This window comes from Runella sp. CRIBMP (assembly GCF_009905605.1).
Taxonomy (GTDB): domain Bacteria; phylum Bacteroidota; class Bacteroidia; order Cytophagales; family Spirosomataceae; genus Runella.
The window spans coordinates 657,796-680,450 of the sequence record NZ_JAAAKZ010000002.1; the positions used below are offsets into that span (position 1 = coordinate 657,796).

Consider the following 22,655-nt stretch of genomic DNA (forward strand, 5'->3'; position numbering starts at 1 on the left):
GCGATATGGGTTTTATTCGTTGATATAATTCAGTTGTTTCCAAACGTCTTCCATCGTATTAACCGGCAATTGGCAGGTTTTGTTAAAGCAAACGTACACCGTTGTCTGCTCCTGTTTGGCAATACGGTCCTGCAAAAGAGGTAAATTCGAAACCGTTTTTGTACCAACCAGTATTTTGTTTGGCACAAAACGCTCTTCTAATTGTTGACGAAAATGTTCCATTTCTTCCCCGACGATGGCGATTTCGGCCGTAGGTTGCGCCCTTAATGCGTACAATGCCGCCCAATTGGTGCCCCATTGCACGTCGGTCAGGAGTGCATTCCGCATTTTTGCCAACATCCAATCCGCTAACTTTACGTAGTCGGCGTAGTCAAACAATGTTCCTAAAGCAAACAGATTATGGGCCATGAGCGAATTGGAGGCGGGCATCACGTTGTCAAAAACCTCTTTTTTTCGCGCAATCAATTCTTCGGCATTGCCATCCGTAAAATAAAAAAGTTCATCTTCGGGATCGTACAGATTTTCGACCGCGTAGGCCATTAAATGCAACGCTTCGTCGAGCCATTCTTCTTCAAAAGTGGCTTGATAAAGACCCAAATAGCCATCAATGACCGCCGCATAATCCTCCAAAAAACCGACGATACTCGCTTTGCCGTTTTTGTAGCTATGCCACAGTTGGTGGTTTGGCGCGGTCATTTTTCCTTTCAAAAATTGCGCATTTTTTAAGGCTAACTCTTTAAACTTTTCTTCGCCAAACGCCCGATAAGCATCGGTCAATCCTTTCAGCATCAAGCCATTCCACGAAGCCAATATCTTATCATCCAACCCAGGGCGGATTCTGCTTTCCCGCGCTTTGAAGAGTTTTTGAAGGGCATTTTGGTATTCTGAGTCTTTTTCAAACAGGCCCTTCATCAAATGACTTAAAGGTGGGCCTACCCACCATCCCGATTTTTCGTTGGTTTCCGTAGGTAAATGGGGCAATCCCTTTCCCGGCGCGAAACTCATCAAATCTAAATGCAAATGGTTATACCCATGCTCCCAATTTCCAGAGGCTCTGATGTTGTATAATTTAGAAAACCATTCAAAATCATCTCCTAATACTGACTTCAATTCCGTCTGCGTCCAGATGTAAAATTTTCCCTCAATTCCTTCACTATCAGCATCAAGTGCCGAATAAAACCCGCCCTCCATACTAGTCATTTCGCGCGCCAGCCAATCAATGGTCTCGTACACGCGACTTTTGTACAAATCACTCTTGGTCAGGGTATATGCTTCAGAAAAAATGCTCACCAACTGGCCATTATCGTAAAGCATTTTTTCAAAGTGCGGAATAAACCACTCATCATCCACCGAATAACGCGCCCATCCACCACCTACGTGGTCATAAATCCCCCCCAACGCAATACGGTTGAGCGACAATTCAATATGCCTTAGCGCCTCTGGATTGTGAGAAACGGCATAGTATCGCAACAAAAATTTATAAATAGAAGGCATGGGAAATTTGGGGCCCCGGTCCATGCCACCTTTTTCGGTATCAAAATGGCCCTTTATTTTCTCAAACATCTCGTCCAAGTCGTTCCGCATTTGGACGGAGGAAAAAGGTTGCTCCGAAGCGAGCCCTTCTCCTATCTGATTGTCTACGTGGAGGTTATATTTTTCAGATTCTTTGACCAGCATATTGTCTGTGAACCCAGCAGCCGATTTTACCAAATCTTTGTGATGATTCACAAAAGCATTTTTAACACTTCCTAGCAATTGCACCCAATTTTGAGCGGGCAAATACGTAACCCCGTAAAAAGGCTTGGCGTCGGGCAGCAAAAAAACATTAAGTGGCCAACCGCCCCGCGCACCCATGGCATGAATGGCGTCCATGTAAATGGCATCAACATCGGGGCGTTCTTCGCGGTCTACTTTTATACATACAAAATCGGCGTTCATCACACCCGCAACCTGCTCTTTTTCAAAGCTTTCGCGCTCCATCACATGGCACCAATGGCAAGCCGAATAGCCAATGCTCACAATAATGGGCTTATTTTCGGTACGGGCCTTGGTCAGTGCTTCTTCGCCCCACGGATACCAGTCTACAGGATTGTGGGCGTGTTGAAGCAAATACGGTGAGGTTTCGTTTATGAGACGATTTGGCATGGCTGATTGTGTGGATTAGTAAAAATGATACATTTGGAATGTGCAGAAAATATAAAGGTTGGTTACAACAGTTTTTCCATGATAAAATCTTCCATCAGAAAGCCGTCGCCGATGTCAATGTTTTCATTTCCCACGATATTAAAACCCATTTTTTCGTAAAAACCAACGGCTTTGTTGTAACGGTTTACGTTGAGCAACAGGGCTTTATTTTCGTTTTGGGTGGCAATTTCTCCGACTTGATTAATGAGCAATGCCCCCACTCCTTTTCCCTGACTAGCGGGCAATAAGTAAATCTTATGAATCTTTGTTTTAGGTAACCCATTATAATTCAGCTCATAAGAAACATATCCTAGGTATTCGTTGCCTTCTTGTGCCAAAATAAATACGTGCCCCTTCTTCTCAATCTGGCTCGTCAGCGACGGAATGCTGTACATCCAGTCGAGCATATAAGCGATTTGTTTTTCAGAAAGAATAGCCCCAAAAGTAGCAGGCCAAGTTTCGTAAGCTATGCGCTTGATTTCGGGCAAATGTGCTTGGGAAGCGGTAATCAGTTTAATCATTCTTGGTGGTTGGGCTTTTTTCTAAAACAGTTTTTGGTTTTCAAAGTTCCCCAAAAAGATGAGAGACTTTTCTACCTTGCAAACAACGCGAAAATTGAAAAATATCCACGCTAATTTACTTATTCGTTCGTTATTTTTGCAGAATCCGCCCTTGAGGTACGCAGTAAATAGTTTTCCTTGACCGGTTATCCCAAACGCTATGCGCTTTCGTCTATTTTTCCAGTCTTTACCCAAACAACATTTAATTCTTCATGCTGGTGGTCTTTTTATTGCTTTAATGATGACTTCATGTGCGGTTTTCAGAACGTCGGAAGCCCCTTCGAGAAGTAACAACAAACGGCCCGTCGCAAAAGCCCCCGCGTCCAAACGTCCGTTGGCGGTCAAGCCCAAAGGCGCTTATGCCAATTACGTTCGCGATGTAGTAAACACGGCCCGTACCTTCACCGGAACGCCCTACCGCAGCGGCGGCAACGACCGTCGTGGCATAGACTGCTCAGGGTTGGTTGCTAGTGTTTATAGCGAAGTAGGACTTAAAGTACCGCGTATCTCATGGCAGCAGGCCGAATTTGGCACCGAAGTCGAAGAAGTACACGACATCAAAGCAGGCGACTGGATTTTTTACGTCCCAGATGCGGGTAAAGCGGGCTACGTATCGCACGTAGGCATCGTGACGGAAGTAAGGGGCAAAAACGAAATCCTGTTCATTCACGCCTCATCATCCAAGGGCGTTCGGGAAGATAATCTCTATTCAAAATACTTCAAAAACCGCTTTGTAAAGGCAATACGGCCTTTTTAAACGATTTATTTTGCATCTGCGGCCAATCGAAAACCAATCGTGTTGTTGGTAAAAGTCTCGACGTTGGGCGTAGTGCCAAAAATGGGACCTCCCCTGTACGTTATTCTACAATAGCTACTGCCATACATGTACGAGCCCCCGCGATGCACATGTACCGCTCCCTGACTGGGTGCGCTCGGCCCTTTGGGATTGGTCGCAGGCTCTTTTGAATACGGCCCATACCAGTCACTACACCATTCCCACACGTTTCCGCTCATATCATAAAGCCCCAGTTCATTTGCTTGTTTTTGCCCTCCAGGACGAGTTGAGCGACCACTATTAGCATCGTACCAGCCCACCTCCGCCAGGGAATTGCTTCCCGCAAAAATAAACCCTTGACTTTTGTTTCCTCCCCGGGCGGCAAATTCCCATTCTGCTTCTGTGGGCAAACGATACGCTTGGCCCGTTTCCTGACTTAACCAATTACAATACGCCACGGCATCATTCCATGTGACACCTACCACAGGATTTTCATCTTTTTGGTTGGCAGGGGCGGTTCGGCCCGTTACGGCACAAAAATCACGGTATTGCTTCACGGTCACTTCGTATTTGCTGAGGTAGAAACTGCCCAGCGTTACGGCATGAACGGGGACTTCATCGTCTCTCTTTTGAGTATCCAAAATATTATCATTGGCCCGGCGTCCCATATCAAAACTCCCTCCGTCGATTAAAACCATATCAAAAAGGGTATTGAATGAAGGCTCCTCCCACTTACAACTGGTCAGCGAGAACAAAAGAAGGTAAAAACTGATTTTTTTCATGGCGTATAAGTGCAATTATGATGCTTAGAATTGATACTGTAGAGCCAAGCCCCACTGTTGAGAGGCCGAATTTAACTTCAAAGCAGCTCGTTTTTCTTTTGGCTTTTTAAACAATAATACACTTTCAACAATCACCGCTCCCACCGCCACGCCAAGGCAGACATTCATCAATCCGTTTTTGCTCCGGGCAGCCTTGACGTCATCGTACGCCACTCGCCATTGACGGTACTCAGCCGAGCGACTGAGCGCTGTAAAATTATCCAACTTGGCTTGGTATTGATTGTTCAGAACAAACGCGTAAGCAAGGGCTCCTACTCCCACCCCCGCCGTAATAATCTTGGGCACCACCGAAGGCTTCGACGGGCTTTTTGGCAATTTAGCTTCTTCTTTTTTAACTACCTCCTGCTTAGCAATTGGCTCAGTTGGCTTATTTTCTGTGGTTTTCTTCGTTTCAGCTACTGGTTCTTTAGGTGCGGTTTTGGGCTCCTGCTGCGCTACTTTTGCGGCCTCTGCTTTTTTTTCAGTGTCGGCTTTCAGTTCTTTTTCGGTTGTGTTGATAAGATTTGCCAACACCGCTTTGGTTTGGATATCGGCGTAAGGCAGAGCCTCTTCGTAGCTTTTCTTTGCCTCAATGAATTGATTTTTAGCAAATTGTTGATTGCCTCGTTGCTGAAGATGCTCGGTGATTAGTCGCCGCGTAATGGGGTCACCGCTGTTTATTTCCAGAATTTTTTTTAGATACGCCAGCCCTTCCAAGTCGTTGCCGCGAGCCAACGCATTTTTGGCATCGGTCAAAAATGCCGCCGCCAAACGGCTAAATTTGATTTGCTCTTTTACGTACGCATCACTCCCAAAAGCAGGTACGTTGAGACAGGCCTCGTATTTCTTCTGGGCCGCTTCGTAGTCACCTCTTTTAAACAAATCATCGCCCTCTTTTCTATTCAATTCAGCGATTCGAAGGTTTTCTGACTCTTTTTCTACCTTCGGTGGTGTTTTTTTGGGGGCCGTTTGCAGGCTTGCTTTTTTTAGCGCATCATTTACCTTTTTGAGTTGGCTTTTGCAGTAGGCATCATTGTCCCGAATCCGGAGGGCGCGCTCGTAATTATCCTTTGCGCATTGATAATCCTGCTTTACAAAACAGGCATCTCCTCGCTTTTTATAGTCATCAAAAGTGACTTTTTGAGCAAAAGACGCTCCTGAAAGCAGTAAAAGCGTCAGAAACAGAAGGAGTGATTTCATGGGCATTCGGAGGAGCTAAATGAGATTTTTCCACAACGAAAGGAATTACTGCCGCTCATTGTTACGCCAATTTAACGCTTATTCTCCTCACCCACAACGATGATTTACTTAACGGTAAACACCTACGTGCCTTACATGGCTACTCCCCCAATTGTTTACCAGCAATATACCCAGTCGTCCAAGCCGCCTGAAAATTATACCCACCCGTAATACCGTCAATGTCCAATATTTCTCCCGCAAAAAACAGCCCCCTTACCTTGCGACTTTCGAGCGTTTTGGGGTTTACGTCCGACAACGCCACTCCGCCGCAGGTGACAAATTCTTCTTTGAAAGTAGTTTTGCCGCGCACATCCAGTTGAAAATTGGTTAAATGTTCCACCAATCGGTTCATATTCTTGGCGGGCAAATCCGCCCACCGCATGGTATCGGGGATGTTGGCCAGTTCAACCAGCTGCTTCCAAAGCCGTTGGGGCAATCCAAAAGGCGCTTGGGTTGTCACAAACTTGGCCCGCCAACCCGAATCGCGCTGAAAATCAGTGAGCTGCCGCAAAATTTCGTTCGGCTTTGTATTGGTAAAATTGACCAACGACACAAATTGATAGTTTTTGTCCGACAACTCACGCGCCCCCCACGCCGACAGCCGTAGCACGGCGGGGCCGCTCACGCCCCAGTGCGTAAAAAGCAACGGCCCCGTTTCTGCCAATTTGCTACCCGCCAATTTCACGCCCACGCCTCCGACCGAAACACCCATAAGATCTTTGAAAGGAATAGAAGGAACATTAAAGGTAAACAACGAAGGCACGGGATTTACAATTTCAACCCCCAACTCACTTAGCCAATCATAGCCACTCAACTGCGGGTGCCCACCCGACGTAACCAGCACCCGGTCGGCGTGGAGTACCTCGCCCGATTGTAGCACCACCTCAATGCCCGTCGGAACGGGCTTCAGCTGAATCACCCCCGCCCCCGTCCGAATTTTTACCCCTGCCTGATGGGCCGCTTTCATCAAACAGTCCACAATCGTATCTGAGGTATTCGTGGCGGGAAACATCCGTCCGTCTGGCTCGGTTTTGAGCAGCACGCCGCGCTCTTCAAACCACTTGATAGTGTGTTGGTTGTTGAAAGTTTCAAACAAAGAACGCAGAAATTTAGCCCCGCGCGGGTAGCCTTTTAATAACTCAGGCAAGGTCGCTACGGCATTGGTCACGTTGCAGCGGCCGCCCCCCGAGATGCGTACCTTATTGAGTAATGTTCTGTTTTTTTCCAGAAGAATAACGTTGGCGTCTTTGAAAGTTTCTGCCGCCGTAATGGCGCCCATAAAACCCGCCGCTCCGCCGCCAATGACAATGAGTTGAAGTTGTTGCACGTTCAAAAATTTGGTATTTAGCTGCAAATGTCCAAAAATCTTTGTGCATCCAGATGCTAAACGCGAGGTTTTATCCCGTTCTTTGCAATAATTATCAAAAACGCTGACATCGGAATGCACCGCAAAGGATTACGCTTGGGGAATACCCTTTTCTTACTATTCTTTTTTATTGTTATCGGTCTTGTACTGCACTATCGCGGTCGGACCAAGCCGCTCGTGGCCTTTTGGAATGATGTAAAGAGCGTATTTGTTTACGACAAAAATCCACCAGAACGCGGCAAGAATCCGTATAAGGTCCCCGAATCGAGCGATGTGGCCGTCGATGACCGCACCGCCGACGATGTTGCTTCCGACGACCGTACGTTGTTGGAAAAAGAGGGGATTGACAAATCTTCAAACACTACCAACGAGGAAGAAACCGAAGAGGAAAGTACCTCTTCAAATACCACAGCCGACTACGCGAAGGTGAAGGATTTCAACTTACCTGCCATCGGCTCCAATGACCAAATCATTCGCCATCATAAGATTACGCTGCGTTATCGCGAGCAGTACGAACAGGCCGACTGGGTCGCTTATAAATTGACCGGCGACGAAGCAAGCGCCTACCTCTCCCGCGATGGCAACAAATTCGTTCCTGACCCGCTTGTTTCTACGGGTTCGGCCATCACGTCAGATTATACCCGTACGGGTTATGATCGCGGCCACTTGGCCCCCGCTGGTGATTTCAACATCAACCCCTCTGACAAGCAGGAAACCTTTTACATGAGCAATATTAGCCCACAAGTTCCTGACTTTAACCGAGGTATATGGAACGATTTGGAACAAAAATTTCGTCAATGGGCCCAGCGCGACGGCGAATTATACATCGTAACGGGTCCCGTACTTAAACCAGGCCTGCCCACCATTGGAAATAGAAATGAGATTGCCGTGCCCGAAATGTACTATAAAATTGCCCTGTGCCTCACCGACGACCAACCTCGGATGATTGGTTTTGTACTCAAAAATGAGTTTTCGAGCGAAAACCTCAAAACGTTTGTAGTCAGTGTAGATGAAATTGAACGCTTGACAGGTATTGACTTTTTTCCACGCCTACCCGACACGCTGGAGAAGAAATTGGAAAGTGCCAATACCACCAAAGGATGGTTCTCGGCCCGCAACTAATCCTCTAATCATTGATTCGTAGCACCACCACGCCGCTGTGTTTTTTGATTTTAGCGAGGTAATCAGCTAGCGGCTCGGCCGACAGTGTTACTTTTTTTAGGTCAGAAGAGGCGTGCAGCAGGTAAGCCCGCGCTCCTTTTCGTACCACAAAACCTTCATGGTTAAAATCCAATCCAGCAATGCCTGAGGTTATACCAATAATATCTCCATCCTGTAATTTTGACTCTATCGCCGCGACCTTGTTTTTAGGAATATAAAACCACGGGATTTGGGACAATTGCCTCTCGGCATTTTGAATTTCAGCCAGCGTTTTTTCATCGTTCAAGGCGGGATAAAACCCTCGATGAGTGGTCATAAACTGAATTGTGGGCTGTATTTTCAGCCCACCCAATGACTCCGTAACATCCACAAGCCATCCCTGGGCTACGGCCTGATGTTTCCATTCCAGAAAATAATGCAGCCGTGAGCCGTATCCCGTAATTTTTCCCTTTCGATAGCGTAATTTTTGGAGGAAACTTTGGTACTCATCATACCTGCCCGAGGCTTTTTGGGTCAGCGTCAGAGCCAGCACTGACTCCACAAAAGTGTAACAATCAAAGTTTTGCAAATCACACACGAGGGCTTCAGGTGTTTTTTCAAGGGTATGCGCCACGTAGGGTTTTCCCAAGAAACTTTCTGCGATGTGCAAAGCGGTTTTGGCCTGAGTCGCTTTTGGAGGAATGCGCATTTTTTCGGCAAACACCGCTTCAGTTTGGGCATAAAGCGACTTTGCAAAAAAGCCAATAAGTAAAAAAATAAATGCAGGGGTCTTTGTCATCATCGGGGTCTGTCAAGCAGATAACTGAAAATTAAGCGGCATCTCAAACAGTTTGAATGGCCAATAGGGTATGCCTGACTAAAATTAAAAAAGTACAAAATTCTTTCGTTCTAACAATCAGCAATTTAAGATTTGAAAAAATATCCTGAACCTTACACCCTTGAAAATAGTTTAAAATGATGAAAGAATCGGCAACCTTTAAGCGATTTTTAACGTATAGTGACTTGACTTTATTAGGTATTTTTGTTATGTTTAAGTAAAATTTTTGTTAAGTCTGATGAAATCAATCTCAACCGTAATCCTGGCTTTTTTGCTCCTTTCCGAAGTGGCATGGGGTCAGCAGCGTCGTGCTAAAACAAACCTTGAAGACGAGGAGGAAGAATATTCTACCATAACAACCTACGGAGTTACGACCAACACCAACTCTGGTCTTTTGGGTGGATTGGTGGTTCGACATTCAACCCGAATGGACAAAGACCTGTTTGGAAGAGCCCAGTACCGTTATTTAGCCCTTGAATTGGTCAACGTACGTCACCCGAAAGAACTCGCCCAATCAAGCAACACGGGCGCACGATTTACGCCTGGCAAACAAAATTATCTCTTTGCGTTGCGTCCGCAATATGGCCGTGAAATTATCCTTTCCAACCGCAACAATGAGGAAGGGATTTCAATCAACGGGATATTGGCCGTCGGCGCTTCTTTGGGGATATTGAAACCGTATTTTATACAGTACCAAGTACGCCCTGGCGTGGTTCGTACCGAAGCCTATGACCCAGTTAAACACACCGATTTGGGCAATATTTTGGGCGCAGGAAACATTATGCAAGGCATTGGACAATCGAAAATCGTGCCCGGCGTCAATGCCAAAATCGCGTTCAGTTTTGAGTTGAGTGCCTTTCGGAGCAACCTCACTGGTTTGGAGATTGGCTTCCTGACCGAACTCTTCAGCAAAGCTCCCGTCATTATACCTTTTGCCGAAAATCGTAGTTTGTTCACTTCTGGTTACGTAACTTTGTTTTTCGGTAATAAGAAATAACTGTCGCTAACGGTTTGTTATTTGTAATCGCAGAAAGATTTTTTTCAAATAACTGTTAGCTGGCAACAATTAACTTCAGAAATGATAGAACTTCCCGTTATAACTTCAGAGCGCAAAAAACGCCCAGATTGGCTAAGAGTAAAATTGCCCGTTGGGCCTGAATACAAAAAAGTTAGGACCATCGTAGATACCAACAAACTCCACACGATTTGTGAAAGCGGCAACTGCCCAAACATGGGCGAATGCTGGGGAGAAGGAACCGCAACATTTATGATATTGGGCAATGTCTGCACCCGCAGTTGCAGTTTTTGCGCCGTAGCTACTGGCCGCCCCAACGAATACGACGTCGATGAGCCGCGCCGCGTGGCCGAAGCCATCAAAACCATGGGGGTTAAACACGCCGTCATTACATCCGTAAACCGTGACGAACTCAAAGATCGAGGGGCCGAAATTTGGCACCAAACGGTGGTTTTGACCAAAGAATTGAGCCCTTCCACCACGATTGAAACCTTGATTCCTGACACAAAAAGCAATTGGGCAGCCCTCGAACGAATGATTTCTGCGGGTCAAGAAGTGGTTTCTCACAACGTAGAAACCGTGGCTAGACTTTACCGCGCCGTTCGACCGCAAGCCAAATACGAACGCAGTTTGGAGCAAATCCGTCGGACCAAAGACTTTGGCAAACGTACTAAATCTGGCATTATGCTCGGCTTGGGCGAAACCCAGGACGAAATGTTTCAGGCCATGGACGATTTGGTGGCACACGGACTTGATATTTTGACCTTGGGCCAATACCTACAACCCACAAAAATGCACCACGAGGTGATTGAGTGGATTCATCCCGAAACCTTTGCCATGTACCGCGAAGAGGGGCTGAAGCGCGGCCTCAAGTACGTCGAATCAGGCCCATTGGTCCGGTCAAGCTACCACTCAGAGCGGCACGTAAATGTGCCGATTTAATATCATTTAAACTGCTCATAAGGTTTCTGATAACGCCCATCCGTATACTGGCCTTAGAAGGTCATTACGAATAAGTTTTCCATGCAGAAATACGACTACATCATTGCAGGCGGCGGATTGGCAGGACTAAGTTTGGCTTATTACATGAACCAAACCGTATTGCGCGAAAAATCCATTCTTATTATTGACCAAGACACCAAGACCAAAAATGACCGGACTTGGTGTTTTTGGGAAAAAGACAATCAAAGTCCATTTGATAAAATAGTGCATCGCAAATGGCAAAAGGTGTTTTTTCACGGTACTAACTTCTCTTCATCGCTCAACTTAGGCGATTACTCCTACAAATGGCTACGTGGAATTGACTTCTATGATTTTGTCAAAGTAGACTTGGCTGGCAATCCAAACATTAAGTTCGTTAACGAGCGCATCGAACGCCTCAAAGACACACCCGACGGCGGCTTCATCATCACCGACCAAAATCAATACCTGGGAGAATACGTTTTTGACAGCACCAAGCCGCTTAAACTAGACTTGGACGATTGCCACAACATGTTGCAGCATTTTAAAGGTTGGGAAATCGTAGCCGATAAACCCGTCTTTGATCCCCAATGCCCCACGATGATGGATTACAGGGTGGAGCAACGCGGCATTGGCGTACGATTTATGTACGTATTGCCCGAAAGTTCAACGAAAGCCATGATTGAGTACACCGTTTTTTCGGACAGTCTTCTCTCCCCTGCCGAATATGACGCTGAACTTCATAAATACATCAGAGAGTTTTTAAAAATTGAAAATTTTACCATTGAGTACGAAGAATTTGGCGTGATACCCATGACCGACGAGCCCATTAGTAATCATTCTGGTGAACACATCGTGCGAATCGGCACGTCGGGAGGCTACGTAAAATCCTCTTCGGGTTATGCTTTTCAGCGTACGCAACGATACACGCAGGAATTGGTCAAAAATTTGGTAACGGTCGGCAAACCAACCCTCCCCAAGAAGACTCTTATAAAAAAATTCAAAGAGTTGTTAGACAGTACGTTACTGAATGTTTTGCTAAAAAACAGAACTTCTGGAAAAGATGTATTTACAGCTCTTTACAAAAACAACCCTACGCCGCGCCTTTTTGCCTTTTTAGACGAAGACACGACCCTGCTGGAAGACCTCAAAATTATGTCAACCGTACCGCTTTGGGCGTTTACAAAGGGCATTGCAGACGCTTTACGCAAACGGATTTAAGAGGCATCGGCGGCGGTATCAACCCACAAATGCCCGTTGGAATGCAGTTTCAGGGCCGTTGCAGGCAGGCCTTCGCTGATGGGCTCTTCCAGCACCCGTTTAATAATATCTTTTTTGCGAGGACCATTTGCCAAAACAATGGCGGTTTTGGCTTCCAAAAAATGCTTTAAACCTACCGTTATGCCTTGGGTAAGGGGCGTTTCTGACTGGAAGTATTTTTGCCCCACCGAAGCCGTCACCTCTTCCAACTCCGACACGTGCGCGTAAGATTCGAAAGAGCTTCCCGGCTCGTTCAAACCCAAATGTCCGTTCAAACCAATGCCGACCATGATGATGTCCAGTCCTCCTTTGCTCGCAATAAAGTCATTGACTCGTTGGCATTCTGCTTCTAAATCAGGCGCTAAGCCATCAAAAAACGAAACTCGGTCGGGGCTGATTCCCAAGGGTTTAATCAGCGGTGCATCAATGTAAGAGCGGCAGCTTCCGGCATTATCGGGGGCAATACCTACCCACTCATCCAAGGCCACAAACGTCACTTGGTCAAAATCACCAGGCTGCGCGTTGTCGACAATTTTTTGAAATGTCAATAAGGGAGTCTCGCCCGAAGCAACACAGATAGTGGCAGTAGGGTTTTGACGGACATAGTCCAAGATAAATTGAGACGCGTGGGTAGAAAGTGCTTCGTACGTAGGAAAAACGTGATAATTCATCAGAAAATTGGTTGTCTGCTTTTTTTATAATTAGATGAAAACCCTCGCTTTCTACTCATTTTTGAATAAAAATTTGTGCGTTCATGTGCGTTCGGGTTCTAAAACCTGAACGAATCATTTTGAACCAACCATAGATAATCAGGTTGCAATTCGCAACTTCAATTCTTCAAGCAATTCTTGCACATGCTTACTAGAAAACAATTTTATTTTTCCTTTCTCGTGAGAAAAACGGGTCAAATCAAACAACATAATCACTTCATTTTGAGAACGTTCTCCGTGGCGTTTATATTTTTGAGTTTTGTACATTTGCGCCCTTGGAGAGTTGAGAAGAATAGACACCTGAAACTCCACACCTGCATACACCACGCACAAATCAATGCCGTCAAAATAATCTTTGTGCAACGAATAACGTACGTGTTCAAATCGGTCTGAAGTCAGACAAAGCACATAAAAGTGAAAATCCCGCACCAATGATGGATAACTCCGCAACATTCGGGCTTTTACTGAACTCGCCGCAAACGTCTTTTCAACGCCCCTGATGTACACCCGAACACTGTCACCATCGACAGGGGGAAAATGTTGTTTTAGGTAGTAATTCCACAACTCCGTTTCATCAGGCAGACGTGATTTGAAGAAAACGAATTTATAAAAAGACAAAGCAAAGGGCGGTAGTCGGGCTTTTTCTACCGCGGGGTCTTTAGGTAGGTTTTCACCAGAATAGTGCAAATTGGCCACTTGGTCCTCAAGCTCTTTTGTTGTCCACTTTTTTTGTTTGATAAGAAGCACTTCTTCACCTTCAAATATCACATCAATAGTGTTTTTATCATCAAATATTTCAGAATTTTCGTACTTTTTATATGCCATTTATTGTAGGGTTATTTTAACCCAAAGACCAAACGAAGGATTTTTACTCGTTTAATAATCAACCAATATAAGGCAACACTTAACACCAATGATACCGTGCTAATCACCCAAAAACCGCCCCAAACGCCCAGGTTAAGTTTGAGTAAGTAATAGCCAACGGCGACGATAACGGTCTGGTGCAAAATATAAAATGGATAAACCCCTTCATTGAGTTTTGGCAAAATAGGGTGCGGGCGGTTGAGGTAGTGGTGCCCGTATGCAATGGAAGCCAAGACCGAAAACCACGTCAGGCAAAACGAATTTATATCCCAAAGCAAATCACACCACCAAACATCGTCCCACGCTGGATGATAAAACCGAATCGCGATGTATAATCCGTACATAATCAAGGTAGTAATCATCGTAGCCCAAGCGTAAATACGGCGTTGATTAAGCATCATTTGCCAAAATACGGGACGGCTTACCAGTATATACCCTCCCCAAAACAACAGGAGGTTGAAGGCAAAATAGGCCCAATCGTCGATGAGCGCGTGGGTCTCATCGGGATAAAAATGTTGCAAAATCACTTGACTGATACAAATCACCAAAGCATACCAAAGTGCTCCACCTTTGCGGGCTACCAAGCGTTCTGTCCAGTCCATGAACCTTAAACCTCGGCCTGCTTTCAGCCAACGAAACATGGGAATGCTAACCAGTGAAAACAAAAATAGATACGCCACAAACCACAGGTGATGCCAGCTAAAACTGCCTTTTGGGTAAGGAATAAAATCAAAAACCGTTCGATAAAAATCACCGTAGCCGTTGAATTGAACACCATTAAAGAGGCGTTCGTAATAAATCTGGGGGGGGACGATGACAAACATTCCAAAAACCAGCGGCACAAATAACCGCTTAATACGCTCTCTGGCATAGCCGCTATAACTTCGTTTTTTGAGGGCAAAGTACGTTCCTGCGCCAGAAATGAAAAACAGAAGCGGCATCCGCCAATAATGCAGCCAAATCATAATCCACCGCATGGCTTCACTTTTTTCGGCACTTTTGATGTGCCAATCCCAAGGCACATAAATCATTCCGACGTGATAATAGAGCAAAATAACGATGCAAATCACCCGCAACCAGTCGAGGTCATAGCGACGAGTGGCGGAGATAGTTGACGCTGGAGAGGAGGCTGTATCTGTGTTTATCATGGTTGTTGTTTTATTTGATGCAAAACAACAACCTTGCTGGGAATTAAGCCCTATTTGCCGACAAACTCGAAGTTCGTGCTTATCGGCAAGCACAAAACACCTATATTTGGGTTTATTTCTCAACGCCTTTATGAAATTAAAAGTACAAAAAACCACCCTTGCTACCATTAAGCCTTTTCGTTCTTTATTTCTTCAAGAAAACAATTTTCAAATCAGATACAACGCCTGTCACGAACGGGGGTGGACGGATTCGTACCGGTTTACGCTCGGGCAGCACACCGTTGGCTACGGCTCGCTCAAAGGCCAAGAGATTCCAGATAGAGACACCATTTTTGAGTTTTACCTCATCCCCGCTTATCGTAAATACGCTGCCGCATTTTTGGAAGAATTAATAAAAATTTCCAAGGCTGTCTACCTTGAATATCAGAGCAATGATGCCCTACTTAGCTCAATGGCATACGAGTTTGCACGGGATATTAATGCACAAGCCATCCTTTTTGAAGATCATTTTGTGACCGACATCCAACCTCCAGAAGTGCAGTTTCGCCTTCGCAGGGATGACGACCCGCACGTGGAATGTTCGGGAACATACGTGTTGGAATTTGAACAAAAAGTGGTAGCTACGGGCGGAATCATGCTGCACTATAATGTTCCTTTTGCCGATGTATTTATGGAAGTCTCAGAAAATCAGCGAGAAAAAGGGCTAGGAAGTTATCTGATTCAAGAATTGAAAAGAGAGTGTTATCAACAGGGAAGAGTGCCAGCGGCTCGTTGCGCCCTTACCAACAAGGCGTCAAAAGCGGCGCTGCTTAAAGCGGGTTTTAAAGTAGCAGGATTTATGCTTTTAGGAACCGTCAAAAATTAATTATTTGCCCGAAACTGAGCGGGTGTTTTGCCCGTAATGCGCTTAAACGCCGTATGAAAGGCCGACGTAGAATTGTACCCGACGCGCTCGGCAATCTCGTCGATTTTGAGGTGAGAAAGTGCTTTGTCGGCCAATAGCATTTTGGCCTCCTCAACACGATAAGTAGCCATCAAATCAAAAAAGGATTGATTAAGCCGGTCGTTGAGCACCTGAGATAGATGATGCTGCGAAACCGAGAGGCGTTGGGCAAGTTTAGGAAGGGTGATGTCATTTTCGAGGTAGGGTTTTTCTTCCTTTAGGTAGGCTTGCAGTTTTTGCAAAATTGCCCCCCCATAATCATCAGAAAGAGAGGACTTTTCGTACTTTTTTTTGATTTCAGCGCCCGCAGATTCTACCTTGAACAGCACCGAATGATTGATCAATAAATAACTCGTGAGGTAAATGTAAAAAGTGGTTAAACTCCCCAGAATATAATCCCCTAAATCTTGTTTAAAGTTGAGTTTTACCACCACAAAAACAATCGGGAACAAGAAAATAAGCAGGTTAAAGTTCCGTAGTTGGGTCAAAGGCACGACTCGGTGAAGGGTAAAAAAAGGAATGTCGTTTTTTTTAAAAGCCCCGTAAATTTCTTTTAACGACAGCATCATATAAACAGCCATACTCACCAATGTCAAATCATTGACGTGGTCGCGCAAATATAGCGGATCTTCGGGAAGCCAAAATGTAAACGTGCGATAAGGCAACTCGGGGTGCCACGCGCTGATGTAAGAATTATATTTATAATCAAACGACTGAAACTGCCAAAACACCGAATAAACGCACCAAAACACAAAGGGAATCAAGTGCCAGCGCCAACCTTTGGGCAAGTGCCCGTGCAGGCGGGTATATCCGAAAAAGTAAGGCAAAAGCGCCAGCAGGAAGTTGGTTGGCTCGGCAAAATTATCCGCCCAGAGAAATTGAAATTGATAATTAGAATAGCACAAAAACACTTCAAGAATCGCCGCCGAAAAAGCCAACATTGTCCAGCCCATCATTCGATTTGAGACGGTCTTGGCGCGGGTTCCAGTCAGAAAAAGTCCTCCCAGCAAGACGCCCTGCACAACGCCTAATAAAATCACAATGGCAAAAAAATCAATGCGAATAGGCACAGGCATGAGTGCAGAGGTATTAGGGATAGAAACAGAAAAACCGCATGGGCGATTTTTCTGTTCAACATTTTTCGGTTTTTCGGTTAAAGACCTTTTCGGTTTATCAACGCTATCTCCAGCGTTTATACTGGTTTATTAAGCCATTGGTGCTGCTATCGTGGGCGTCGATGGGCCAGTCATTTTGGAGTTCTGGATAAATTTGGTTGGCAAGCTGTTTGCCCAATTCTACTCCCCATTGGTCAAAACTAAAGATATTCCAGATGACACCCTGCACAAATATCTTGTGCTCATATATTGCAATTAGGCTTCCCAATACGCGCGGTGTGATTTTCTTGGCCAAAATTGAATTGGTCGGACGGTTTCCTTCAAAGACTTTGAAGGGAGCCAGAAACGCAATTTCGTCTTCTGATTTTCCTGCATTACGGAGTTCTTCGGCGGCTTCTTCGTAGGTCTTGCCGTTCATCAGGGCTTCTGTTTGAGCAAAGAAGTTGGAAAGCAACATTTTGTGGTGCTCACCGATGGGATTGTGGCTCAACGCTGGTGCAATAAAATCAGCAGGAATCAGCTTTGTTCCTTGGTGAATCAACTGGTAGAAAGCATGTTGACCGTTGGTACCTGGTTCTCCCCAAATGATGGGTCCCGTCTGATAATTTACTTTCTCCCCGCCCCGCGTCACATTTTTTCCATTTGATTCCATATCTCCCTGTTGGAAATAGGCCGCAAAACGATGTAGATATTGGTCGTAAGGCAAAATGGCTTGGGTATCGGCATCAAAGAAATTATTATACCAAATCCCTAATAAAGCCAATACAACTGGGATATTTTTTTCAAAACGGGCCGACCGAAAATGGTTGTCCATATCGTGAGCCCCCGCCAGAAGCTGTTCGAAATTTTGGAAACCGATATAACAAGCAATCGACAACCCAATGGCCGACCACAACGAATAACGTCCGCCAACCCAGTCCCAAAAACCAAACATGTTTTCGGGATCAATGCCGAATTTCTCTACTTCTGCACGGTTGGTCGAAATAGCCACGAAGTGTTTAGCTATGTGAGCACTTTCCTTGGCCGTTTCCAAAAACCAGCGGCGTGCTGTATGCGCATTGGCCATGGTTTCCTGCGTGGTGAAGGTCTTGGAAGCAATCATAAACAGCGTTGTTTCGGGATTCAAATCGGACAGTGTTTCGGCAATGTGCGTACCGTCAACGTTAGAAACATAATGCACATTCAATCCTTTTTTGCCGTATGATTTCAGTGCTTCGGTCACCATGACGGGGCCTAAATCAGAGCCACCGATGCCGATATTGACTAAATCAGTGATTTTTTTACCCGAAAAACCTTTCCATTCGCCACCGCGTACTTTTTCCGAAAACCCTTTCATTTTCTCCAACACTTCGTTCACATCGGGCATTACATCTTTACCATCCACGAATACGGGAGTATTAGAACGATTTCGGAGGGCCACGTGCAGCACAGAGCGCTTTTCGGTCGCGTTGATTTTGTCGCCCGTAAACATCTTCTCAATAGCCTCGCTCAATTGGCATTCCCGCGCCAAATCGCACAAATAGGCCAACGTCCGTCCATTGATTCGGTTCTTAGAATAGTCAATTACGATGTCGCCCAAACGAATAGAGAACTTTTTAAAGCGGTTGGGGTCTTCGGCAAAAAGTTCTTTTAAATGCTTCTTGCTGATGCTCTTGTGGTGAGTTTTGAGCTTACGATAAGCAGCCGTTTGGTCAAAAGGAATGGCTTGTAACATCTGATTGGTGATTTTTTATGAATATGCAAAAGTAGGATTTTCGACGGCTTCCCGCACATTTTGGTCATATAAAGTGTGTTTTGGAATAAAATCCGTTGATTTCCCAAGTTGTCGAGAGCAATTTCTCAGGATAGGTTGCCTGTGGGGGCGGTTAAAATAGTTCTCCCATGAGGGCAGTTTTTTAAAATAGTTCTTCTGTGCAGGCGGTTTCGCAAAACCGCTTTTTTTATAGTAAAAAACGATTTTAAATATAAATTTTTCTTTTATATATTTGAAAAAACAGACTACTATGAAGCCATTTTTGATATTCCTCTTTATTCTATTCGCTATTAAGATTCAAGCCCAAAACGTGTTCATTAGGGGCAAAATAACGAATCCAGTTTCGCAGACCGTTGAAATTATGATTTTCCCCTATGCACAAAAAAGCATTTCGGAGACGCTTCTTCTTAATGAAAAAAATGAATTTGAATTCAAAGCAACATTAACAGACATTGCTTATGTAACGCTGACGTTTGATAAAAACCGCCCCATTAGCCAAGGAGGTCGATTACAATGGTATATTTTGGAGCCCAATGACACCATTTCAATGGCGTTTGATGCCAAATATTTTTGGAGAACTATGCGTTATACGGGCAATGCCGCTCCCAAGTTTGAGTACTACAAAGAAGATGTGATAACCACAAACCTGCAAAAAGACTGGGAAACTACCGCCAAAACAAAACTTGCAAAATCAAAAACTGGCTTTTACCAATACCTGGTTGAAATAGAAAGATTAAAACTCAAACTCTTAGAAAAGTACAAATCAAAAGTAACAACTCAATTTTATACCATTTGTAAAGCCGATATAAAATCAGATATTTCCAAAAAAACAGTGCGAGCGGTATATCAGGAAGCCCAAAAACGGAAAGTTGACGTTACCCCTCAACTTATACCAGCCGCGTTTCGGGCCGCTTTGACCAGCATGGCATCGCCACAAGATAGTATAACAGCTAAGTCGATGGGATATCCATTTACAGTAATGTATCTTTTTATGCTTAATCACCCTATCCAAGGCGTTGAATTTGGAGACCATAACGCTTATTTTAAAGCCACAAAATCGAAGTTTCATGCCGCTTTTGCCGAAACATTGAGCAGCGAACTCTTAGAGGAAGAGATTGCATTCAAAGGCAGCAAAGAAGAGGTCTTAAAACAGGTTATTGAATTTGAAAAGGAGTACCCCAACAGTCGTTTTTTAGCCCGAATCAAAAATCGTCTTATTGAAAAAGAAGCATTTCTTCCAGGAAAACCTGCGTTTGCATTTACACTCCCCGATACCGCAGCGAAAAATGTGCAATTGGCTGATTTTAAGGGGAAAATCGTATATCTTGATTTTTGGGCCAGTTGGTGTGGGCCTTGCCTCGCTGAGATGAAACCTTCTTTAAAAATCAAGAAACATTTTAAAGGTCACAACGAAATCGTATTCCTGTATATTTCAACGGATAAGAACGAAGCCGACTGGAAAAAAGCCATTGCAAAGTATCAAATAACGGGCCTACACGTCAGAGATAATCAGAATGTATCGAATAACTTTGGAGTCAGTGGCATTCCTTCAACTTTCATTATTGACCGCAACGGGAATTTTCAGGCCATTCACCCCCCTAAACCCAGCGAAAACAACGGCAAAGACTTAATAAAAGTCCTAGAATCAGCATTGTCTAAGTAACAAAGCTGCCTTTTTGCAGTTACATTTACATGTAATTAAAGTCGGTAAGGGTTCGCCCTTGTTCACTTTACTAAATTTTGTCAGAACCATGCTCACTTCGTTCCTCACTGCCGAATGGCGCAAATTGGCAATGGTCAATTATACCGTCTCCCCCGATTTGCTGCAACCTTTCGTCCCCAAAAATACCGAACTTGATTTGTTTGAAGGCCAATGTTTTGTGAGTTTGATTGGCTTCTTATTCGATAAAGTGAGCCTTTTGGGCGTTCCTATACCCTTTCATACCACCTTTGAAGAAGTTAATTTGCGGTTTTACGTCAAACACCGCACAAAAGAGGGGCAATGGAAACGGGGCGTTACGTTTGTGAAGGAAATTGTTCCAAAATACGCTGTCAGTTGGGTAGCCAACGCCGTTTATCACGAGCCTTATGTCACTCTGCCCATGCGTCACGAATGGCAAACCACCAATGAACAACTAAGGGTAAGTTACGAATGGAAACAAAAACAATGGAACCGTCTGGAACTTCTCGCCGACGCTACGTCCATTCCGCTTGCGGCAGGAAGTTTGGAAGAATTTATCACCGAGCATTATTGGGGATACACAAAATATAACAACTTCACCACATACGAGTACGGCGTTGAGCATCCGCGTTGGGAAGTCTATCCCGTCAAGACCCATATTGTAGATGTGAACTTTGAGGCAGTATACGGACCCAACTTTGGGTTTTTGTCCCATCAATCTCCCCATTCTGCGCTGTTAGCCGAAGGCTCAGCCATTGTAGTAAAGTCAGCCCAAAAACTGTAACTATTTGACTTATACCTACTAGTCCACTTTAGGGCATTTTTTGCAGTGCTTACCCTTCTTTTTGTAGGCTTTGCAGCATTTTTTCAGGTCGCAGGCAAACGCACAGCCTATGAATGAGTTCTTCGTAAAAAACTTTTCTTCGGTTTCAACAAGTGAGCAAGCAGATACTTCTGAGAGGTTCATTGTGGTTTTGATGTTTCTAATACTAACGCAAAAGTAGTTTATTTAGATTAAATACAAACAAGAAAATTATCATTTTTTTCTCACATACATCAGTTTTGGTTCAAAATTAGCGAGAAAGATGCCTTTTAAAATGACAAAAATCATCAAAAAATGGGCTTAAAGCTGTTTTTTATGCGCATCTCTACCGTTCTTTGTAAAACGCAAAATCACCTATAAAACTCATGAGAATCAACTATTTATTCATCGCTTTTTTGCTTATATCTGTACAAACTTTCGCGCAGTCGGGGGAAGAGAAACACCTCAAAAACGTAAAACAACTCACATTTGGCGGCGACAACGCCGAAGCTTATTTTAGCTTCAACGACCAATTCGTCAGCTTTCAATCCAACAACCCCAAGTGGGGCTTACAGTGCGACCAGATTTTTTATTTGGACGTCAACAAAGGCTTAACTAATCCCGACGAGCGCCCGACATTCATCAGTACAGGCAAGGGACGCACCACTTGCTCGTATTTCATGCCGGGCGACAAACACATTCTTTTTGCCAGTACGCACGTCGGCAACGATTCTTGCCCGCCTCCCGCCAAAGCCTACCTCAACAAGTATTTGTGGGCCATTTATGACACTTATGACATTTTCGTATCCGACCTTAATGGCAAGATTGTAAAGCAATTGACCACCGAAAAAGGCTACGATGCAGAAGCCACGATTTCACCCAAGGGCGACAAAATCGTGTTTACATCCACCCGCGACGGCGACCTTGACCTCTACATCATGGACATTGATGGCAAAAATGTAAAACGCATCACCCATCAATTGGGCTACGATGGCGGTGCTTTTTTCTCACCCGACGGCAAAAAATTGGTATTTCGCGCCTCACGTCCAAAAACCGAAGAAGAAGTAGCCGAATATAAAAAATTGCTTTCGTTGGGCTTGGTTGCCCCCACTGATATGGAAATTTATACCTGCAACGTTGACGGCACCGATTTACGCCAAATCACTACGTTGGGCAAGGCCAACTGGGCACCGTATTTTACACCTAAGGGCGACAAAATTATATTTTCGTCAAATCATCACTCACAGCGCGGGTATGATTTTCAATTATATATCATTAATCTTGACGGAACAGGGTTGGAACGAGTGACCAACAACAGCATTTTCAACGCTTTCCCGATGTTTTCACACGACGGTAAAAAGCTCATTTTCAGTTCTAACCGCAATAACACACCCGGCTCTCGCGATACAAATTTGTACATTGCCGATTGGGTTGACTAGGCATAATTACCCGTCAGAAGGTTGGATAAAACAGTAGCAAAA

Annotated in this window: 20 protein-coding genes; 9 read left to right on the plus strand and 11 right to left on the minus strand. The window is 44.7% G+C overall.

The genetic code is table 11. The features are described 5' to 3' along the window. Positions 1-12 precede the first annotated feature (12 nt). Positions 13-2,145 carry a thioredoxin domain-containing protein gene (locus tag GVN20_RS07855; RefSeq protein WP_166557783.1) on the minus strand — a complete coding sequence of 711 codons (2,133 nt, stop codon included), beginning with the start codon at positions 2,143-2,145 and terminating at the stop codon, positions 13-15. 62 nt (positions 2,146-2,207) lie between these two features. Next, positions 2,208-2,705 (minus strand): GNAT family N-acetyltransferase, encoded by a 498-nt coding sequence (locus GVN20_RS07860; RefSeq protein WP_206023222.1) that lies wholly within the window; start codon positions 2,703-2,705, stop codon positions 2,208-2,210. 199 nt (positions 2,706-2,904) lie between these two features. On the opposite strand from GVN20_RS07860, the gene GVN20_RS07865 reads away from it, so the two are divergent. Continuing rightward, positions 2,905-3,501 carry a C40 family peptidase gene (locus GVN20_RS07865; RefSeq protein ID WP_229599002.1) on the plus strand — a complete coding sequence of 199 codons (597 nt, stop codon included), beginning with the start codon at positions 2,905-2,907 and terminating at the stop codon, positions 3,499-3,501. Between the two features lie 5 nt (positions 3,502-3,506). Here the strand turns inward: GVN20_RS07865 and GVN20_RS07870 are convergent, their stop codons facing one another. The 3 genes from GVN20_RS07870 to GVN20_RS07880 form a co-directional block, all read right to left on the minus strand. Further along, a complete protein-coding gene (locus GVN20_RS07870) occupies positions 3,507-4,301 on the minus strand; it encodes a formylglycine-generating enzyme family protein (RefSeq protein ID WP_166557784.1) in 795 nt (264 codons plus the stop codon). Between the two features lie 24 nt (positions 4,302-4,325). Then, a complete protein-coding gene (locus GVN20_RS07875; protein ID WP_166557785.1) occupies positions 4,326-5,540 on the minus strand; it encodes a hypothetical protein in 1,215 nt (404 codons plus the stop codon). A gap of 139 nt (positions 5,541-5,679) precedes the next feature. Continuing rightward, positions 5,680-6,906, minus strand: a complete 1,227-nt coding sequence (locus GVN20_RS07880) for an NAD(P)/FAD-dependent oxidoreductase (protein ID WP_166557786.1) — start codon at positions 6,904-6,906, stop codon at positions 5,680-5,682. Positions 6,907-7,020: 114 nt separating this feature from the next. Between GVN20_RS07880 and GVN20_RS07885 the strand changes: the two genes are divergently transcribed. Then, positions 7,021-8,067: a DNA/RNA non-specific endonuclease gene (locus tag GVN20_RS07885; protein ID WP_166557787.1), complete on the plus strand. Its 1,047-nt coding sequence runs from the start codon at positions 7,021-7,023 to the stop codon at positions 8,065-8,067. A 4-nt stretch (positions 8,068-8,071) separates the two neighbouring features. Here the strand turns inward: GVN20_RS07885 and GVN20_RS07890 are convergent, their stop codons facing one another. Further along, positions 8,072-8,887, minus strand: a complete 816-nt coding sequence (locus tag GVN20_RS07890; RefSeq protein WP_229599003.1) for an N-acetylmuramoyl-L-alanine amidase-like domain-containing protein — start codon at positions 8,885-8,887, stop codon at positions 8,072-8,074. A 274-nt stretch (positions 8,888-9,161) separates the two neighbouring features. Here GVN20_RS07890 and GVN20_RS07895 point away from each other — a divergent pair, with 274 nt between their 5' ends. The 3 genes from GVN20_RS07895 to GVN20_RS07905 all read left to right on the plus strand — a co-directional run bounded on the left by GVN20_RS07895 (position 9,162) and on the right by GVN20_RS07905 (position 12,119). After that, the gene (locus GVN20_RS07895; RefSeq protein WP_166557788.1) at positions 9,162-9,920 is read left to right on the plus strand and encodes a hypothetical protein; all 759 of its coding nucleotides are present in this window, start codon (positions 9,162-9,164) and stop codon (positions 9,918-9,920) included. Positions 9,921-10,001: 81 nt separating this feature from the next. Further along, positions 10,002-10,880 (plus strand): lipoyl synthase, encoded by an 879-nt coding sequence (gene lipA / locus GVN20_RS07900; RefSeq protein WP_166557789.1) that lies wholly within the window; start codon positions 10,002-10,004, stop codon positions 10,878-10,880. Between the two features lie 81 nt (positions 10,881-10,961). Next, positions 10,962-12,119 (plus strand): lycopene cyclase family protein, encoded by a 1,158-nt coding sequence (locus GVN20_RS07905; RefSeq protein ID WP_166557790.1) that lies wholly within the window; start codon positions 10,962-10,964, stop codon positions 12,117-12,119. Here the strand turns inward: GVN20_RS07905 and GVN20_RS07910 are convergent. The 3 genes from GVN20_RS07910 to GVN20_RS07920 all read right to left on the minus strand — a co-directional run bounded on the left by GVN20_RS07910 (position 12,116) and on the right by GVN20_RS07920 (position 14,880). Next, a complete protein-coding gene (locus tag GVN20_RS07910; RefSeq protein WP_166557791.1) occupies positions 12,116-12,829 on the minus strand; it encodes a glucosamine-6-phosphate deaminase in 714 nt (237 codons plus the stop codon). The genes GVN20_RS07905 and GVN20_RS07910 overlap by 4 nt on opposite strands. A 138-nt stretch (positions 12,830-12,967) precedes the next feature. Then, complete coding sequence (locus tag GVN20_RS07915; protein ID WP_166557792.1) at positions 12,968-13,693, minus strand: hypothetical protein; 726 nt, start codon at positions 13,691-13,693, stop codon at positions 12,968-12,970. A gap of 11 nt (positions 13,694-13,704) precedes the next feature. Beyond that, the gene (locus GVN20_RS07920; RefSeq protein ID WP_166557793.1) at positions 13,705-14,880 is read right to left on the minus strand and encodes an acyltransferase family protein; all 1,176 of its coding nucleotides are present in this window, start codon (positions 14,878-14,880) and stop codon (positions 13,705-13,707) included. Positions 14,881-15,010: 130 nt separating this feature from the next. Here GVN20_RS07920 and GVN20_RS07925 point away from each other — a divergent pair, with 130 nt between their 5' ends. After that, a complete protein-coding gene (locus tag GVN20_RS07925) occupies positions 15,011-15,745 on the plus strand; it encodes a GNAT family N-acetyltransferase (RefSeq protein ID WP_166557794.1) in 735 nt (244 codons plus the stop codon). Here the strand turns inward: GVN20_RS07925 and GVN20_RS07930 are convergent. Both GVN20_RS07930 and pgi read right to left on the minus strand, forming a co-directional pair. After that, complete coding sequence (locus tag GVN20_RS07930) at positions 15,742-16,899, minus strand: helix-turn-helix transcriptional regulator (RefSeq protein WP_166557795.1); 1,158 nt, start codon at positions 16,897-16,899, stop codon at positions 15,742-15,744. The two genes, GVN20_RS07925 and GVN20_RS07930, sit on opposite strands and share 4 nt — an antisense overlap. A gap of 103 nt (positions 16,900-17,002) precedes the next feature. Beyond that, a complete protein-coding gene (pgi, locus tag GVN20_RS07935; protein WP_166557796.1) occupies positions 17,003-18,652 on the minus strand; it encodes a glucose-6-phosphate isomerase in 1,650 nt (549 codons plus the stop codon). A 400-nt stretch (positions 18,653-19,052) separates the two neighbouring features. On the opposite strand from pgi, the gene GVN20_RS07940 reads away from it, so the two are divergent. From GVN20_RS07940 to GVN20_RS07950, 3 genes are all read left to right on the plus strand, one after another. After that, complete coding sequence (locus GVN20_RS07940) at positions 19,053-20,354, plus strand: TlpA disulfide reductase family protein (RefSeq protein ID WP_166557797.1); 1,302 nt, start codon at positions 19,053-19,055, stop codon at positions 20,352-20,354. An 88-nt stretch (positions 20,355-20,442) separates the two neighbouring features. Further along, a complete protein-coding gene (locus GVN20_RS07945; protein WP_166557798.1) occupies positions 20,443-21,156 on the plus strand; it encodes a YqjF family protein in 714 nt (237 codons plus the stop codon). A gap of 404 nt (positions 21,157-21,560) precedes the next feature. Continuing rightward, complete coding sequence (locus GVN20_RS07950; protein WP_166557799.1) at positions 21,561-22,613, plus strand: DPP IV N-terminal domain-containing protein; 1,053 nt, start codon at positions 21,561-21,563, stop codon at positions 22,611-22,613. Positions 22,614-22,655 lie beyond the last annotated feature (42 nt).

Excerpts from the sequence above, each read along its gene's own strand:
- GVN20_RS07855 (WP_166557783.1), bottom strand. The coding sequence starts at position 2,145 with ATGCCAAATCGTCTCATAAACGAAACCTCACCGTATTTGCTTCAACAC.
- GVN20_RS07860 (WP_206023222.1), bottom strand. The coding sequence starts at position 2,705 with ATGATTAAACTGATTACCGCTTCCCAAGCACATTTGCCCGAAATCAAG.
- GVN20_RS07865 (WP_229599002.1), top strand. The coding sequence starts at position 2,905 with ATGCGCTTTCGTCTATTTTTCCAGTCTTTACCCAAACAACATTTAATT.
- GVN20_RS07870 (WP_166557784.1), bottom strand. The coding sequence starts at position 4,301 with ATGAAAAAAATCAGTTTTTACCTTCTTTTGTTCTCGCTGACCAGTTGT.
- GVN20_RS07875 (WP_166557785.1), bottom strand. The coding sequence starts at position 5,540 with ATGAAATCACTCCTTCTGTTTCTGACGCTTTTACTGCTTTCAGGAGCG.
- GVN20_RS07885 (WP_166557787.1), top strand. The coding sequence starts at position 7,021 with ATGCACCGCAAAGGATTACGCTTGGGGAATACCCTTTTCTTACTATTC.
- GVN20_RS07890 (WP_229599003.1), bottom strand. The coding sequence starts at position 8,887 with ATGATGACAAAGACCCCTGCATTTATTTTTTTACTTATTGGCTTTTTT.
- GVN20_RS07895 (WP_166557788.1), top strand. The coding sequence starts at position 9,162 with ATGAAATCAATCTCAACCGTAATCCTGGCTTTTTTGCTCCTTTCCGAA.
- lipA (WP_166557789.1), top strand. The coding sequence starts at position 10,002 with ATGATAGAACTTCCCGTTATAACTTCAGAGCGCAAAAAACGCCCAGAT.
- GVN20_RS07905 (WP_166557790.1), top strand. The coding sequence starts at position 10,962 with ATGCAGAAATACGACTACATCATTGCAGGCGGCGGATTGGCAGGACTA.
- GVN20_RS07910 (WP_166557791.1), bottom strand. The coding sequence starts at position 12,829 with ATGAATTATCACGTTTTTCCTACGTACGAAGCACTTTCTACCCACGCG.
- GVN20_RS07915 (WP_166557792.1), bottom strand. The coding sequence starts at position 13,693 with ATGGCATATAAAAAGTACGAAAATTCTGAAATATTTGATGATAAAAAC.
- GVN20_RS07920 (WP_166557793.1), bottom strand. The coding sequence starts at position 14,880 with ATGATAAACACAGATACAGCCTCCTCTCCAGCGTCAACTATCTCCGCC.
- GVN20_RS07925 (WP_166557794.1), top strand. The coding sequence starts at position 15,011 with ATGAAATTAAAAGTACAAAAAACCACCCTTGCTACCATTAAGCCTTTT.
- GVN20_RS07930 (WP_166557795.1), bottom strand. The coding sequence starts at position 16,899 with ATGCCTGTGCCTATTCGCATTGATTTTTTTGCCATTGTGATTTTATTA.
- pgi (WP_166557796.1), bottom strand. The coding sequence starts at position 18,652 with ATGTTACAAGCCATTCCTTTTGACCAAACGGCTGCTTATCGTAAGCTC.
- GVN20_RS07940 (WP_166557797.1), top strand. The coding sequence starts at position 19,053 with ATGATTTTCCCCTATGCACAAAAAAGCATTTCGGAGACGCTTCTTCTT.
- GVN20_RS07945 (WP_166557798.1), top strand. The coding sequence starts at position 20,443 with ATGCTCACTTCGTTCCTCACTGCCGAATGGCGCAAATTGGCAATGGTC.
- GVN20_RS07950 (WP_166557799.1), top strand. The coding sequence starts at position 21,561 with ATGAGAATCAACTATTTATTCATCGCTTTTTTGCTTATATCTGTACAA.